The following is a 15,230-nucleotide window of genomic DNA, read 5'->3' as shown; positions in this document are numbered from 1 at the left end:
GCAGGCCGCCCTTCAAGCCCCGTCTGCCACCACCCGCAAGACCTCGGCGCCATAAGCTTCCAGCTTCTTGGCGCCGATGCCGCTGATGCCCTGCAGGTCCTCCAGGGTCTGCGGGCGGCGTCGCGCAATCTCCGCCAGCGTGGCGTCGTGAAAGATCACATAAGCCGGCAGGTTGTGCTCGCGCGCCACCTCGGCGCGCCAGGTCTTCAGGTTGATGTAGCGCACCTGGTCGTCCACCCCCAGCGCCTGCGCTGCCGGTGCCAGGGCGCCGCTACGGCGGCTGCGCTTCGGTGAGGGCGTTGCCACCGACTCGCGCAGCTGCACCTTCACGTCCCCCTTGAGCACGGCCCGGGACCCGTCGGTCAGCCGCAGGGTGTTGAACATGCCCCCGTCCACCGCCACCGCGCCGATCGCGATCAGCTGGCGCAGCACGGCCCGCAGTTCGCTTTCGCTGGCCTCCCTGGCGATGCCGAAGGTGCTGAGCTGTTCGTGGCCGTACTGGGCTACCTTCTCGGTCTGCTTGCCGCGCAGGATGTCCATCATGTGGCCAGCGCCGAAGCTGATGCCGCTGGCCTGTTGCACGCGGTAGATGCAGCTCAGCAGCTTGCGCGCCAGTTCGCTGCCATCCTGCACGGCCGGCGGGTGCAGGCAGTTGTCGCAGTTGCCGCAGGGTTCGCTCTTTTCGCCGAAATAGCCCAGCAGACGCACCCGCCGGCAGTCCGTGGCCTCGGCCAGGGCCAGCAGGGCGTCGAGCTTGCCGCGCATGACCTGCTTGAAATCCTCGCCGGCCGGGCTTTCGTCGATCATGCGGCGCTGGTTCACCACGTCCTGCAGGCCGTAGGCCATCCAGGCGTCAGCGGCCGCGCCATCGCGTCCGGCACGTCCCGTCTCCTGGTAATAACCTTCGATGTTCTTGGGCATGTCCAGGTGGCCGACGAAACGCACGTCGGGCTTGTCGATGCCCATGCCGAAGGCGATGGTGGCCACCATCACCAGCCCTTCCTCGCGCAGGAAACGGTTCTGGTTCTGCTGCCGCACCGCCTGATCCAGGCCGGCGTGGTAGGGCAGGGCCGCGATGCCGGCTTCGACCAGGGACTGCGCCACGTCTTCCACGCGCTTGCGCGACTGGCAGTAGACGATGCCGGCATCCCCCGCGTGTTCGCGCTCGATGAAACGCAGCAGCTGGGTCAGCGCGTCCTTCTTCTCGACGATGGTGTAGCGGATGTTGGGCCGGTCGAAGCTGCTGACGAACTGTTGCGCTTCTTCGAGCTGCAGGCGCTCCAGGATGTCGGCGCGCGTCAGGGCATCGGCGGTGGCGGTCAGCGCGATGCGCGGCACGCCGGGGTAGCGCTCGTGCAAAACCGTGAGCGCGCGGTACTCGGGCCGGAAGTCGTGGCCCCACTGGCTCACACAGTGCGCCTCGTCGATGGCGAACAGGGCCACCTGCCCGCGCTCGGCCAGCGCATCGAGCTGGGCCAGGAAGCGCGGAGTGGTGACACGCTCGGGCGCCGCGTAGAGCAGGGTCAGCTCACCGCGCAGCAGGCGCTTTTCGACCTGTGCGGCTTCCTCACCCGAAAGACTGGAGTTCAGGAAGGCGGCTTCCACGCCGGCCTCGTGCAGGGCGCCGACCTGGTCGTGCATCAGGGCGATCAGCGGCGAGATCACGATGGCCGTGCCGTGCCCCGCCTGCTGGCGGGCGATGGCCGGGACCTGGTAACACAGGGACTTGCCACCCCCCGTGGGCATGAGTACGAGCGCATCGCCGCCGCCGACCACGTGCTCGACGATGGCCTGTTGCGGACCCCGGAAGGACTCGTAGCCGAAGACGCGGCGCAGGATGTCCTGGGGAGACAAGGCGGATGTGGCGTTCAAGTCAGCAAGGCGTGAGGCAGGAGCGGCCGGCCAGGGTGTTCACATCTGCTCCCAGGGCAGCCCGTCAAAGCGCCAGCCGTTGAGGGTGGAGCGCTTGAAGTGGTCGTCCAGGTCGCCTTCGAAGCCGTGCAGCACGTTGTAGATCGCGCTGAAGCCGGCCTGGGCCAGGACCTGTCCGGCATCGAGCGTGCGCTTGCCGCTGCGGCACAGCAGCACCACCGGGCGGCTTTTGTCGCCGCCGGCTTCGCGTTCGACGGCAGCCACAAAACCCGCCGGATCCGGCGTGAGGTCCGGGTACTCATACCAGGGGATGTTGATCACGCCCGGGGGGCGCCCGACATAAAGAGACTCGATTTCCATGCGCACGTCGACGAACAGCGTCGTCGGCTGTTGCTGCAGGAACTCCCAGGCTTCCTTGGGCAAGAGGTGTTTCATGGGGCTCTATTGTCCCGGGTTTTGGGTTCGCGCCGGGCCTGCCAGGCCGGCCTTTCTACAATAGAGGCCTATGAAGTCGCTGCACTACACCCGCGCCCAAACCCTGCCCGGTATCCTCGCCCGCCGCATCGCCGTCCTGGACGGCGCCATGGGCACCATGATCCAGCGCTTCAAGCTGAACGAGGCCCAGTACCGCGGCGAGCGCTTCAAGGATTTCCACAAGGACGTCAAGGGCAACAACGAGCTGCTGTCCCTGACGCGCCCGGACATCATTCGCGACATCCATGAGGGCTACCTGGCCGCCGGTGCCGACCTGGTCGAGACCAACACCTTCGGTGCCACCACCGTGGCCCAGGCCGACTACGACATGGCCCATCTGGCGCGCGAGATGAACCGGGCCTCGGCCCGCATCGCGCGCGAGGCCTGCGACAAGTACAGCACGCCGGACCATCCGCGCTTCGTGGCCGGGGCCCTGGGCCCCACGCCCAAGACCGCCAGCATCAGCCCGGATGTGAACGACCCGGGGGCGCGCAACACCAGCTTCGAGGAGTTGCGCGCGGCCTACTACGAGCAGGTCGAGGCCCTGGTCGAGGGTGGCGCCGACGTGCTGCTGGTGGAAACCATCTTCGACACGCTCAATGCCAAGGCGGCGCTGTTCGCCATCGACGAGTACTTCGAGAAATCCGGTGAGCGCCTGCCGCTGATCATCAGCGGCACCGTGACCGATGCCTCGGGCCGCATCCTCAGTGGCCAGACCGTCACCGCCTTCTGGCACAGCGTGCGGCATGCCCGGCCTCTGGCCGTGGGACTGAACTGCGCCCTGGGCGCGGCGCTGATGCGTCCCTACATCCAGGAACTGGCCAAGGTGGCCAGCGATACCTACATCAGCTGCTACCCGAACGCCGGCCTGCCCAATCCCATGAGCGAAACCGGCTTCGACGAGACACCCGACGTCACCAGTCGCCTGCTGCGCGAGTTTGCAGCCGAGGGCCTGGTCAACATCGTGGGCGGCTGCTGCGGCACCACACCCGAGCACATCGCCGCGATCCACGACGCGGTGTCGCCGCTGCCGACCCGGGTGCTGGGCAGCGCCGGCCCCTTCTACCGCGAAGCCGCCTGAAACCGCAGCGGCTTGATCCCCAGACTTGCTGGGGAAATGAGCCAGGCGGCACAATCAGGCTTCCCATCAAGGGGAGTAGTCAAGCAGACCGCCGGGCGTGCATGCCCGCGCAGCCTGCGGGGGTCACGTCAATACGCCGCTGGAAAACAGCGGCCGGGACCCTCAGCCACCGGCAGTGCAAGCAGGTGGTCCGGCAAGACCTTGCGGGTGTTCTTCAACACTGGCAAACGAGGTCTTGATCATGCAAAGCATTGCGCCACTCTGGCTGTGGATCGTTTTTGTCGCCTTCGTCCTGGCGGCACTCTTCGTCGATTTCGTCGTCCTCAAGAAACAGGGCGCCCATGCGGTGGGCGTCAAGGAAGCCCTGAACTGGTCGATCGTGTGGGTCGTCCTGAGCCTGCTCTTCAATGGCCTGCTCTGGTGGGCGGTGCTTGAAACCTCGGGTTCCCGCGAGGTCGCCAACGAGAAGTCGCTCGAATTCCTCACCGGCTATCTCATCGAGAAGAGCCTGGCGGTCGACAACATCTTCGTCTTCCTGATGATCTTCACCTACTTCGCGGTGCCGCCGGCCTACCAGAAGCGGGTGCTGATGATCGGCATCATCGGCGCCATCGTGCTGCGCACGGTGATGATCCTGGTCGGCAGCTGGCTGCTGACGCAGTTCCACTGGATCCTCTACGTCTTTGGTGGTTTCCTGGTGCTCACCGGCATCAAGATGTGGTGGGCCGCCGGCAAGGAGGGCAGCCTGGACGACAACCCGGCGCTCAAGCTCCTGCGGCGTGTGATGCCGGTGAGCCGCGAGTTCGACGGCGAAAAGTTCTGGACCGTCGAGAATGGCAAACGCATCGCCACGCCGCTGCTGATGGTGGTGGCCCTGGTGGGACTGACCGACGTGATTTTTGCCGTCGACTCGATCCCGGCCATCTTCGCGATCACGCAGGACCCCTTCATCGTGCTGACCAGCAATGTGTTTGCCATCCTGGGCCTGCGTGCCATGTTCTTCCTGCTGCAGGCGGTGGCCAGCCGCTTCCACCTGCTCAATTACGGGCTGGCCGTGATCCTGGTCTTCATCGGGACCAAGATGATGCTGATCGACATCTTCAAGATCCCGGTGGCGGTCTCGCTGGCCGTGGTGGTGGGCATCCTGGCCGTGACCATGGTCTGGAGCGTGCGCACGTCCTCCAGGCAGCCGGCGGACAAACGGGTAAGCTAAGGGCGCGGGCCCGGGTCAGGGCCCGGAGCCCTTAGCCATGCAGATCGAAGAACTGCGCCAGCGCCTGCGGGCGCTCGGCGCCAACCCCCGTCACGAGCATCGCGTGCTGCGCCTTTGGTCGCAGGCCTTACCGCAGACGCACGGCAGCCGGCCGATCGAGAATTTCTTGCCCACCACGCTCAGGCAGGCCTTGCCGGAGCTCGAGCGGGAGCTGGCGGCGCTGGCGACCGTGCATTCGGAGCACCCGGGCGAGGACGGCTCGCAGCGCCGCGTCGTGGCGCTGGCCGACGGCCAGCTGGTGGAAAGCGTGCACATGCCGCCAGGCCGTACACCGGCTTTGTGTGTCTCCACCCAGGTCGGCTGTGCCGTGGGCTGTGTGTTCTGCATGACCGGCACCACCGGACTGATCCGTCAGCTCGGCAGCGCCGAGATCGTGGCCCAGGTGGCGCTGGCGCGCCAGCGCCGCCCGGTCCAGCGCGTCGTGTTCATGGGCATGGGCGAACCGGCACACAACCTGGACAACGTGCTGGAGGCCATCGACCTGCTGGGCACGGCCGGCAACATCGGCCACAAGAACCTGGTCTTCTCCACCGTGGGCGATCCGCGTGCTTTCGAGGCTTTGCTGAGCCGCGGCGAAGGGCAGGTGAGGCCGGCGCTGGCGCTCTCCTTGCACACCACGCGGGCCGAGTTGCGCGCCCGCTTGCTGCCGCGTGCGCCACGCATGTCGCCCGAAGAGCTGGTAGACGTGGGCGAACGGTATGCACGCGCCAGCGGCTACCCTATCCAGTACCAGTGGACGCTGCTCGAAGGCATCAACGATACGGATGAGGAAGTCGAGGGCCTGGTGCGCCTGCTGCATGGCAAATACGCCATCCTCAACCTGATTCCCTACAACACCGTGGAAGGCATGCCCTATCGTCGACCCGACACGGCGCAGGCGGTCGAACTGGCGCGCCAGCTGCACCAGCGCGGCATCCTGACCAAGCTGCGCCAGTCGGCCGGGCAGGATGTGGACGGTGGCTGCGGTCAGTTGCGGGCGCGGGCTGCGGGTGAGCGGCGTGTCATTTCCGTGCGTTCAACGTAAGCCCGTGCTGATGGATGCGGTGCATCCGGGTGGTGGCTTAACAACAAATTGCGGGCCCTGATGCGTGTATGGCTTGGACCGCTGCGACAGGCATGGAAAAATCACTGCGAGATTTTTAATGATATCCAGGGAGGAAATCCATGAAGAAGAGTCTGATCGGGCTCGCGCTCGCTTGCGCCGCCGTGGTCGCGCAGGCCGATGCACCCACACTGCGTTTCTTTGGCAGTGTTGGTTATGCCGTTGGCGGGGATCCGGTACTCAGCGGAACTTGGCTCCCTTCCGGCGAGCCCTGGAATCTGAGGGCCGGGCGAGGTGGAACGTTGGCCTTGGGCGGGGATGTTCGCTTGTCGGACCGGTTTGCAATCCAGGGCAGCATGGGTTACCACCGAGACAGCATAGATGGCGCGGACGCCAACTTCGTGTTCTCCCGTGTACCTCTGGAATTGCTGGGCTTTTATTCAGTGACCGAGCAATTCCGGCTGGGACTCGGTGCGCGTAAATCGCAAAGCGCCAAGATGCAGGGCGGCGGCACGTACGAAGGTTTGCACAAGGCGTATGAAAGTTCCACGGGCGCGGTGGGGGAGGCACAGTATCTCTTCGGCGCACCATCCAAGTCTGACCGACAGCCTGTGATCGGGATGTACCTGCGCTACGTGAACGAGAGTTTCAAGGCCAAGGATGCAAGCTGGGACACGAGAAAGCGTGATGGCAGCCATGTCGCGCTCGGTCTGATGTTCTACTACTGAAGCTTGGTGGCCCGCCCCCATCGCCGGGGGCTTACGCGCGGTGCAGTGCCTCAGTGAGGCCGGCCTTGCGTGCCCAGGCCTCATTCAGCACCCCCACCGCGCCTGACGCATACAGCGCGTAGAATCACGGCTCTTCCAAGGAGCGTTGCAGCGGCCGCCGTGTCGTCAGGCTTGGATGACTCAACGACGCTCACCTGTTTCATGTTTTCCAGGTGAGCCCATGTCCGAAATTTCCGTCCCTCCCATGAAGCTGTCCGGCCTGGAGCCGGTGCTCATCGGCGCCGACAGCCTCTTCGTCAACATCGGCGAACGCACCAACGTCACCGGCTCCAAGGCCTTTGCGCGTTTGATCCTCAACGGCCAGTTCGAGGAAGCCCTGGCCGTCGCGCGCCAGCAGGTGGAAAACGGCGCCCAGGTCATCGACATCAATATGGACGAGGCCATGCTGGACAGCCAGGCCGCCATGGTGCGTTTTCTGAACCTGATCGCCAGCGAGCCCGACATCGCGCGCGTGCCCATCATGATCGACTCCTCCAAATGGAGCGTGATCGAGGCCGGCCTGCGCTGCATCCAGGGCAAGGGCATCGTCAACTCCATCTCCATGAAAGAGGGTGTCGAGGAGTTCAAGCGCCAGGCCCGGCTGGTCAAGCGCTACGGCGCGGCCGCGGTGGTCATGGCTTTCGACGAGAAAGGCCAGGCCGACACCTATGCACGCAAGATCGAGATCTGCGAGCGCGCCTATCGCATCCTGGTGGAGGAGGTCGATTTTCCGCCCGAGGACATCATCTTCGACCCCAACATCTTTGCCATCGCCACCGGCATCGAAGAGCACAACAACTACGCCGTGGACTTCATCGAGGCCACGCACTGGATCAAGCACCACCTGCCCGGCGCCAAGGTCAGCGGCGGCGTGTCCAACGTCTCCTTCAGCTTCCGCGGCAACGACCCGGTGCGCGAGGCCATCCACACCGTGTTCCTGTACCACGCCATCAAGGCCGGCATGGACATGGGCATCGTCAACGCCGGCATGGTGGGCGTCTACGACGATCTGGAGCACGCCTTGCGCGAGCGTGTGGAAGACGTGGTGCTGAACCGCCGCCCTGACGCCGGCGAGCGCCTGGTCGAGATCGCCGAGACCGCCAAGGGCGCGGCCAAGGACGACAGCAAGAAAAACGAGTGGCGCAGCGGCACGGTGGCGCAACGCCTGAGCCATGCGCTGGTGCACGGCATCACCGACCACATCACCACCGACACCGAAGAGGCCTACCAGGCCATCCTGGCCCAGGGCGGGCGCCCGCTGCACGTGATCGAAGGGCCGCTGATGGACGGCATGAACATCGTCGGCGACCTCTTTGGCGCCGGCAAGATGTTCCTGCCCCAGGTGGTCAAGAGCGCGCGTGTGATGAAGCAGGCCGTGGCCCACCTGATCCCCTACATCGAGGAAGAGAAGCGCCAGCAGGAAGCCGCCGGCCAGGACGTGCGCGCCAAGGGCAAGATCGTGATCGCCACCGTCAAGGGCGACGTGCACGACATCGGCAAGAACATCGTCACGGTTGTGCTCCAGTGCAACAACTTCGAGGTCATCAACATGGGCGTCATGGTGCCCTGCCACGAGATCCTGGCCATGGCCAAGGTCGAGGGCGCGGACATCGTCGGCCTGTCCGGGCTCATCACCCCCAGCCTGGAGGAGATGCAGTACGTGGCCGCCGAGATGCAGAAGGACGACCATTTCCGCATCCGCAAGATCCCGCTGCTGATCGGCGGCGCCACCACCAGCCGCGTGCACACGGCGGTCAAGATCGCACCGCATTACGAAGGCCCGGTGGTCTACGTGCCCGATGCCTCGCGCAGCGTGAGCGTCGCGCAGGGCCTGCTGAGCGAGCAGGCGGCGCAGTACATCATCGATCTGAATGCCGATTACGACAAGGTGCGCCTGCAACACGCGAACAAGAAGCAGACGCCGCTTTGGAGTCTGGACCGTGCGCGTGCCAACAAGACGCCCATGGTCTGGGACGGCTACGCGCCAGTGAAACCCAAGTTCATCGGCCGGCGTGTGTTCAAGAACTTCGACCTGGCCGAGCTGGCGAAATACATTGACTGGGGTCCCTTCTTCCAGACTTGGGACCTGGCCGGCCCCTTCCCGGCCATCCTCAAGGACGAAGTCGTGGGCACGGAGGCGCAGCGTGTTTTTTCGGATGGCAAGCGCATGTTGCAGCGCCTGATCGAGGGCCGCTGGCTCACGGCCAATGCCGTGCTGGGCCTGTACCCGGCCAACAGCGTGAACGACGACGACATCGAGCTGTATACCGACGAGAGTCGCCACAACGTGGCCATGACCTGGTATGGCCTGCGCCAGCAGACCGAAAAGCAGCTGATTGACGGTGTCATGCGCCCCAGCCGCTGCCTGGCCGACTTCGTCGCGCCCAAGGACAGTGGTGTGGCCGACTACGTGGGGGTGTTTGCCGTCACGGCCGGCATCGGCGTGGAGAAGAAGGAGAAGTACTTCACGGACGACCATGACGACTACTCCGCCATCATGCTCAAGGCCCTGGCCGACCGCCTGGCCGAAGCTTATGCCGAATGCCTGCACCACCGGGTGCGCACCGACCTCTGGGGTTATGCGCCCCATGAGGCGCTGAGCAACGAGGACATGGTTGCCGAGAAGTACCAGGGCATCCGCCCGGCACCGGGTTACCCGGCCTGCCCGGACCACAGCGTCAAGCGCGAGATGTTCGAGCTGCTGCAGTGCGAGGAGATCGGCATGGGCATCACCGAGAGCCTGGCCATGACACCGGCGGCCAGCGTCAGCGGTTTTTACCTCGGACACCCGCAGAGCGCCTATTTCAACGTGGGCCGCATCGGCGAGGACCAGCTGCACGACCTGGCGCGCCGCCGCGGCATGAGCGAACAGCAGCTGCAACGCCTGCTGGCGCCCAATCTCTGAGCCCCTTGCGTTTCGCTTCTTTACGCAGTTTTACACCTGCGACGCCCGGGATTCGCAGCACCTTGTCTACCATCCCCTGCGTGCCGCGTTGAAGAGGAAGGCGGTGGCGTTGCCACCGTTCTTCAAGGCCATGCCAAGCAGGAGGAAACAGATGAGTGACGTGACAAGCACCGGCGCCGTGGTCGCCGGAACCAAGGGGTTGTGGGTCGCCGTGGGCGTGCTGGGGCTGGCGGTGGTGGGCCTGGGCGGCGCCCTCTATTCCACCCTGCAGCCGAAAACGGCCGCCGAGGTGGAAGTCGTGAGCGCCTTGCCGGAGATCGTTGCGCCAGCTCCCGTCGCGGAGAAGCCGGTCGTGGTCGAGCCGGCACCCGTGACCAAGCCCAGGCCTCGTCCGGTTCCCGTGAAAAAAGCCCAGGCGCCTTCCGAAGCCAGTCCCACGCCGGTCGCCATGCCGACGCCTGCGGCAGCACCGGTCTGCATCGACTGTGCCACCGTGACGGCCGTCACACCCTTCGAACGCGAAGTTCCCACCAGCGGTGTTGGCGCGGTGGCCGGTGGCGTGTTGGGCGCCATCGTCGGTAACCAGATTGGCCAGGGTTCGGGCCGCGACGCGGCACGGGTGATCGGTGCCATCGGTGGCGGCATTGCCGGCAACCAGATCGAGAAAAACAGGAAGAAGGTACAGGCCTGGCAGGTCGAGTTGCGCATGGACGACGGCAGTCGTCGCAGCCTGGAGCTGGATACGCCCATCGCCGTGGGCGAGCGCGTGCGCTACGACGGCAGCAAGCTGGAGCCGCTCTCCCGCTAAGGCGATGGATGGGGGGCCGCCAGCCGCTGGGCCAGCACCAGGGCCAGCACACCGAGCACGCTCAGGCCCAGCATCAGCCACAGGCCGCTGCTGTAGGCGGCCTCGGGGGTCCACATCAAACCCAGCAGCCAGGGCGCGGCGGCGCGGCCCAGGGCCATGGGCAGGCCCAGCGCGCCGTTGAGACTGGCGGCCTGTTCACGGTTCACGTACTCGGCCACCGCCGTGCCCTTGACGATGGTGAGCATGCCATTGCCCATGCCGTAGACCGCGACGAAGAGCACCACCAGTGTGATTTGCAGTGTGCCAGCCCAGGGCGCCAGCAGCAGGATGAGCAGGCCTGTCGGGATCAGGCAGGGGATCAGCCGGTTCACCTGATGCAGGTTCAGGTGGTGTTCGAAGAAGAACAGCAGGGCCCGGCCGCCCACCTGCAGCAGGCCTACGGCCGCCGGCACGGCGATGACCCAGGTCTCGGACAGGCCGTAGCTGCGCAGCAGGCTGACCATGTGCGCCGGCAGGGCCGCGGTCACGCCCATCAGCAGCACGATGAAAAGACCCACCAGCAGGTAGGGCGCGCTCAGCAGATGGCGGTGCAAGGGTGCGCGAGGGGCATGTGCGCTCGTCTTCAGGGGCGGCGGCGCCTTGCGCAGCACCGTGGCATGGATGGGCGCGCACACCAGCAGGTGCAGCGCGGCCAGCGGCCACAGGGCCAGCCGCCAGCCCAGCAGGCTCATGAGCCAGGCGATCAGCGGCATGAAGACCGTGCTGGCCAGTCCGCCCAGAAAAGTGATGACGATGATGGCGCGGCGGAAGTCGTTCGGGTAACGACGGATGACCACCGCAAAGGCCGGCGGATAGAGCGTGCCGGCCAGGCCCACGCCCAGCAGGATCCAGACACCGTAATAGCCGGCCAGGCTGTCGACCTGTGTATGCAGGGCCAGGCCCAGCGCCACCACCAGGGAGCCCAGGGTCATCACCAGGCGTTCGTGCCCGCGGTCGATCAGTCGGCCCACGGGCCAGGCCAGCAGGCCTTCGGCGAGCAGGGCCAGGCTGAAGGCCAGGGAAGCGTCCGCCCGGCTCAGGCCCAGTTCGCGCTCGACCGGCTCCAGCAGCAGGGCAAAGAGATAAAACACGCTGCCCCAGCTGATGAGTTGCGTCAGCGAAAGCCAGCCTATCAGTGAGGGAGACTGGGCTGAGCGCTTGAGCATGGCGACGATTATGATTCAGTACGCTTCTTGTGATTCCTTCCGCAAGCCCGGGCGCGTCTGCCCTGCCCACCGATTCCCACACCACCTTCCCGCATGAGCTCCGGCACCGTCACGATTTCCGCCTCCACGCGCCGTTCCGTCCTGTTGTTGTCTTTTGCCACCTTTGCCAGCATGGCGGTACAGCGTTTGTGTGACGCCATGCTGCCCGAACTCGCGCGCGAGTTCTCCGCCAGCCTGGGCGAGGTGGCGAGCGTGATCTCGGTTTTTGCCGTGGTCTACGGCCTGTGCCAGTTGTTCTACGGCCCCCTGGGCGATCGCCTGGGCAAGTTCCGCATCGTCACCTGGGCCACGCTGGGCTGCAGCGTGGCCAGTGTGCTCGCAGTGTTTGCGGCCAGCCTGGACATGCTGGTGCTGGCGCGCATGCTGGTGGCATTGGGCGCGGCGGCCATCATTCCGCTTTCGCTGGCCTGGATCGGTGATGCGGTGGCCTACGAGTTGCGCCAGGAGACGCTGGCGCGCGTGGGCCTGGGCACCACGCTGGGCATCACCGGTGGCCAGCTGCTGGGCGGGGTGTTCACCGACACCCTGGGCTGGCGCTGGGCCTTTGTTTTCATGACGCTGCTGTTCGGCGTGGTGGGTTTGCTGCTGTGGCGTGACGAGCGGCGCCAGCGCAGCGAGGCAGCGGTGACGCACAATCCCGTGCCCGAGGTGCGCCCCGGTTTCGTGCAGCAGGCGCTGCAGATCGTCACCGGGCGCTGGTCGCGCATCGTGCTCATCGTGGCCCTGTTCGAAGGCGCCTCCGGTTTTGGCGTGCTGGCCATCTGGGCCTCGCACCTGCACCATGAACTGGGCCTTTCGCTCTCTGCGTCGGGCGCCATCGTCGCCTTGTTTGGCCTGGGCGGCATGGCCTACATGGCCGTGGCGCGTTTCATGATCCAGCGCCTGGGAGAGCACGGGCTGGCGCGCGCGGGTGTCACGCTGCTGGGCCTGGCCTCGCTGGTGATTGCCTTCACGCCCGTGTGGTGGCCCAGCGTGCCCGCCAGCCTGCTGGCCGGCTTCGGCTTTTTCATGTTCCACAACACCATGCAGGCCAATGCGACGCAGATGGCGCCGTCCGCGCGCGGCACGGCGGTGTCCCTGTTCGCCTCGGCCCTGTTCATGGGCCAGTCCATCGGTGTGCTGCTGGCGGCCGCGCTGGTGGGGCGCATCGGCTCGACGGCCGTCATCGCGCTGGGTTGCAGTGTGCTGGTGGCGGTGGGCCTGTACTTCGCCAGCGCACTGCGCCGGCGTGCCGACCTGATGCAGCTGGAGTGAGCCCTGCGGGCTTCAGGCCCGCGCCGCTTGCCGGTACTGCAGCGCTTCGGCGACATGCTCCAGTGTGATGCGTGGTGCATCGGCCAGATCGGCAATGGTGCGCGCTACCTTCAGCGTGCGGTGCAGGCCGCGTGCCGACCAGCCCAGCCGCACCGCGGCCGTGTCCAGAAAACGCAGGGCGTCTTCTTCGGGGCGGGTGTGTGTGTCGATCTCCTGGCTGGTGAGCGCATGGTTGGGTTTGCCCTGGCGTGCCAGGGCGCGTGCGTGCGCCGCCGTGCAGCGCGCACGCACGCTGGCCGTGTTTTCGCCGGCGCTTGCCTGCAACAGTTCGGTGCTGGGCAGGGCGCCCACTTGCACATGCAGGTCGATGCGGTCCAGCAGGGGGCCGGAGAGCCGCCCCTGGTAACGCGCCACCTGGTCGGGCGTGCAGCGGCAGGCGCGCTGGGCCGAGCCCAGGTGGCCGCAGGGGCAGGGGTTCATGGCGGCCACCAGCTGGAAACGCGCCGGGAACTCGGCGCGCCGCGCGGCGCGCGCAATGGTGATGCGGCCGGATTCCAGCGGCTCACGCAAGGCTTCCAGCGCGGCCCGCGGAAATTCCGGCAGTTCATCCAGATAAAGCACGCCGTGGTGGGCCAGCGAGACCTCGCCGGGGCGTGGTGGTGAACCACCGCCCACCAGCGCCACCGCGCTGGCCGAGTGGTGCGGGCTGCAAGTGGGGCGTTGGCCCCAGTGGGCGATCTCGAAGCGCCCGGCCAGGCTGGCGATGGCGGCGCTTTCCAGCGCCTCGTCGGTCGACATGGGGGGCAGCAGGCCGGCCAGACGCTCGGCCAGCATGGACTTGCCGGCACCCGGCGGGCCGCTGAACAAAATGCTGTGGCCGCCGGCAGCTGCGATTTCGAGGGCCCGCTTGGGGGCGGCTTGGCCCTTCACATCGGCCAGATCGGGGCCATCCCACCGGATATGGAGCGGCTGCGGGGCCAACGGGGACCAGATGGGTGCATCGGGGTGGGCCGGGCCCCGGCCGGGCAGGAACTGTTGCACCAGGTCCAGCAGGTGGGTCGCCTTGTAGATGGTGATGCCTGGCACCAGGGCGGCCTCCTCGGCACTGCCCGGGGGCAGCACCAGCTTTGTGGGTACGGCGCGCAGGGCCAATGCCATGGCCAGGGCGCCACGGACCGGGCGCAACTCACCCGAAAGGGACAGCTCCCCGGCGAACTCATGACCGGCCAGGGCGGCTGGGTCGATCTGGCCACTGGCCGCCAGGATGCCCAGGGCAATGGGCAGATCGAAGCGCCCGGAGTCCTTGGGTAAGTCAGCGGGTGCCAGATTGACCGTGATGCGTTTGTTGTGCGGGAACTCCAGCCCGGCGTTCAGGATGGCCGAGCGCACGCGCTCGCGGGCTTCCTTGACTTCGGTTTCCGCCAGGCCGACCAGCGTGAAGCTGGGCAGTCCGTTGGCGAGGTGGACTTCCACGGTGACCGCGGCGGCGTCCAGGCCCAGCAGGGCCCGGCTATGCACCAGTGACAGGCTCATGGCAAATTCCTCCACAAATCGGTGCAAGTCTTGCACTTGTCATCCAGAAGGCGCACACTATTGGTGCATTCTGTATGTTTGTACAGTTATCTTAACGTATCTTGTGCAGATACGTGTACATATTCATGTGGAATTTCTAAGGTAGGAGTTGGCACGGTCCCTGCTTATTCGGTTCGTCCCTTTAACCCTCTGATGGAGTACGACATGAACCTGAAATCCAAGATCGCCCTCGCCGCCCTGGCCCTGACCGCTGGCTCTGCCGCCTTTGCTCAAGTGGCCTACAACGTGGGTGTGGTGAGCGAGTACCGTTACCGTGGCCTGTCCCAGACCAATGGCGATCCGGCTGTGCAAGGCGGTGCCGACTATGCCCACGCCAGCGGCTTTTACCTGGGTGCCTGGGGCTCCAACATCTCCTGGATCAAGGACTCCGGCGCGAAGGACAGCAGCTTTGAGCTGGACCTGTACGGCGGCTACAAGGGTACGGCCGGGCCTATCGCCTACGACGTGGGTTACCTGCGTTATGAATACGTCGGCAACAAGCTTGGCGATGTGAGCGGCTTCAAGAACGCAAGCACCGACGAGGCCTATGTTGCCGGTACCTACGGCCCGTTCACCCTGAAGTACTCCTACGCATTCTCCAACCTGTTCGGTACCCCCGACAGCAAGGGCTCGACCTATACCGACCTGTCGGCCACCTTCGATCTGGGCAAGGGTTTCGCGCTGGTGCCGCACGTTGGTCTCCAGGATTTCAAGAGCAACAACGGCACCAACAACGACAACTACGACTACACCGACTACGCCCTGACGCTGACCAAAGACTTCGGCGGTGGCTATACCGGCAGCCTGTCCTATGTTTCCGTCGATCAGAAGACCGCAGGTACCTGGGCTCGCAATCTGTCCAAGGACCAGGCCATTGTGGGCGTGAAGTACAGCTTCTAAACTCTCAACTCAACCCA

General features: G+C 65.8%; 12 protein-coding genes and 1 riboswitch. Of the genes, 8 read left to right on the top strand and 4 right to left on the bottom strand.

Annotation, left to right across the window (positions count from 1 at the left end):
• Positions 1-12 precede the first annotated feature (12 nt).
• On the bottom strand, positions 13-1,872 hold the full coding sequence (gene recQ, locus HTY51_RS16040) for a DNA helicase RecQ (protein WP_371733842.1): 1,860 nt from the start codon (positions 1,870-1,872) through the stop codon (positions 13-15).
• A gap of 39 nt (positions 1,873-1,911) precedes the next feature.
• The gene (locus HTY51_RS16035) at positions 1,912-2,307 is read right to left on the bottom strand and encodes a rhodanese-like domain-containing protein (protein ID WP_174253661.1); all 396 of its coding nucleotides are present in this window, start codon (positions 2,305-2,307) and stop codon (positions 1,912-1,914) included.
• A gap of 70 nt (positions 2,308-2,377) precedes the next feature.
• On the opposite strand from HTY51_RS16035, the gene HTY51_RS16030 reads away from it, so the two are divergent.
• From HTY51_RS16030 to HTY51_RS16005, 6 genes are all read left to right on the top strand, one after another.
• Positions 2,378-3,427, top strand: coding sequence for a homocysteine S-methyltransferase family protein (locus HTY51_RS16030; protein WP_174253660.1), 1,050 nt, complete (start codon positions 2,378-2,380; stop codon positions 3,425-3,427).
• Positions 3,428-3,668: 241 nt separating this feature from the next.
• Positions 3,669-4,640, top strand: coding sequence for a TerC family protein (locus tag HTY51_RS16025; RefSeq protein WP_174253659.1), 972 nt, complete (start codon positions 3,669-3,671; stop codon positions 4,638-4,640).
• A gap of 37 nt (positions 4,641-4,677) precedes the next feature.
• Positions 4,678-5,724: an RNA methyltransferase gene (locus HTY51_RS16020; protein ID WP_174253658.1), complete on the top strand. Its 1,047-nt coding sequence runs from the start codon at positions 4,678-4,680 to the stop codon at positions 5,722-5,724.
• A gap of 140 nt (positions 5,725-5,864) precedes the next feature.
• Positions 5,865-6,470: a hypothetical protein gene (locus tag HTY51_RS16015; RefSeq protein WP_174253657.1), complete on the top strand. Its 606-nt coding sequence runs from the start codon at positions 5,865-5,867 to the stop codon at positions 6,468-6,470.
• A gap of 131 nt (positions 6,471-6,601) precedes the next feature.
• Positions 6,602-6,669, top strand: a riboswitch (S-adenosyl-L-homocysteine riboswitch).
• 21 nt (positions 6,670-6,690) lie between these two features.
• Positions 6,691-9,414, top strand: coding sequence for a methionine synthase (gene metH, locus HTY51_RS16010; RefSeq protein WP_254606908.1), 2,724 nt, complete (start codon positions 6,691-6,693; stop codon positions 9,412-9,414).
• 151 nt (positions 9,415-9,565) lie between these two features.
• Positions 9,566-10,222 (top strand): glycine zipper 2TM domain-containing protein, encoded by a 657-nt coding sequence (locus tag HTY51_RS16005; RefSeq protein WP_174253656.1) that lies wholly within the window; start codon positions 9,566-9,568, stop codon positions 10,220-10,222.
• Here the strand turns inward: HTY51_RS16005 and HTY51_RS16000 are convergent.
• On the bottom strand, positions 10,219-11,427 hold the full coding sequence (locus HTY51_RS16000; RefSeq protein WP_174253655.1) for an MFS transporter: 1,209 nt from the start codon (positions 11,425-11,427) through the stop codon (positions 10,219-10,221). The genes HTY51_RS16005 and HTY51_RS16000 overlap by 4 nt on opposite strands.
• Positions 11,428-11,520: 93 nt before the next feature.
• Between HTY51_RS16000 and HTY51_RS15995 the strand changes: the two genes are divergently transcribed.
• Complete coding sequence (locus tag HTY51_RS15995; RefSeq protein ID WP_174253654.1) at positions 11,521-12,741, top strand: MFS transporter; 1,221 nt, start codon at positions 11,521-11,523, stop codon at positions 12,739-12,741.
• A gap of 12 nt (positions 12,742-12,753) precedes the next feature.
• Here HTY51_RS15995 and HTY51_RS15990 read toward each other — a convergent pair whose 3' ends face one another.
• Positions 12,754-14,274 (bottom strand): YifB family Mg chelatase-like AAA ATPase, encoded by a 1,521-nt coding sequence (locus tag HTY51_RS15990; RefSeq protein WP_174253653.1) that lies wholly within the window; start codon positions 14,272-14,274, stop codon positions 12,754-12,756.
• A 204-nt stretch (positions 14,275-14,478) separates the two neighbouring features.
• Between HTY51_RS15990 and HTY51_RS15985 the strand changes: the two genes are divergently transcribed.
• The gene (locus HTY51_RS15985) at positions 14,479-15,213 is read left to right on the top strand and encodes a TorF family putative porin (RefSeq protein ID WP_254606907.1); all 735 of its coding nucleotides are present in this window, start codon (positions 14,479-14,481) and stop codon (positions 15,211-15,213) included.
• Positions 15,214-15,230 lie beyond the last annotated feature (17 nt).

Origin of the sequence: Rhodoferax sp. BAB1 (assembly GCF_013334205.1) — a bacterium.
Lineage (GTDB): Bacteria > Pseudomonadota > Gammaproteobacteria > Burkholderiales > Burkholderiaceae_C > Hylemonella.
The sequence above is the reverse complement of the archived record's forward strand: the minus strand, read 5'-3'. Positions and strand labels throughout refer to the sequence as shown.

Coding starts and splice junctions, on each gene's coding strand:
- HTY51_RS16035 (WP_174253661.1), bottom strand. CDS start 2,307: ATGAAACACCTCTTGCCCAAGGAAGCCTGGGAGTTCCTGCAGCAACAG.
- HTY51_RS16030 (WP_174253660.1), top strand. CDS start 2,378: ATGAAGTCGCTGCACTACACCCGCGCCCAAACCCTGCCCGGTATCCTC.
- HTY51_RS16025 (WP_174253659.1), top strand. CDS start 3,669: ATGCAAAGCATTGCGCCACTCTGGCTGTGGATCGTTTTTGTCGCCTTC.
- HTY51_RS16020 (WP_174253658.1), top strand. CDS start 4,678: ATGCAGATCGAAGAACTGCGCCAGCGCCTGCGGGCGCTCGGCGCCAAC.
- HTY51_RS16015 (WP_174253657.1), top strand. CDS start 5,865: ATGAAGAAGAGTCTGATCGGGCTCGCGCTCGCTTGCGCCGCCGTGGTC.
- metH (WP_254606908.1), top strand. CDS start 6,691: ATGTCCGAAATTTCCGTCCCTCCCATGAAGCTGTCCGGCCTGGAGCCG.
- HTY51_RS16005 (WP_174253656.1), top strand. CDS start 9,566: ATGAGTGACGTGACAAGCACCGGCGCCGTGGTCGCCGGAACCAAGGGG.
- HTY51_RS16000 (WP_174253655.1), bottom strand. CDS start 11,427: ATGCTCAAGCGCTCAGCCCAGTCTCCCTCACTGATAGGCTGGCTTTCG.
- HTY51_RS15995 (WP_174253654.1), top strand. CDS start 11,521: ATGAGCTCCGGCACCGTCACGATTTCCGCCTCCACGCGCCGTTCCGTC.
- HTY51_RS15990 (WP_174253653.1), bottom strand. CDS start 14,274: ATGAGCCTGTCACTGGTGCATAGCCGGGCCCTGCTGGGCCTGGACGCC.
- HTY51_RS15985 (WP_254606907.1), top strand. CDS start 14,479: ATGAACCTGAAATCCAAGATCGCCCTCGCCGCCCTGGCCCTGACCGCT.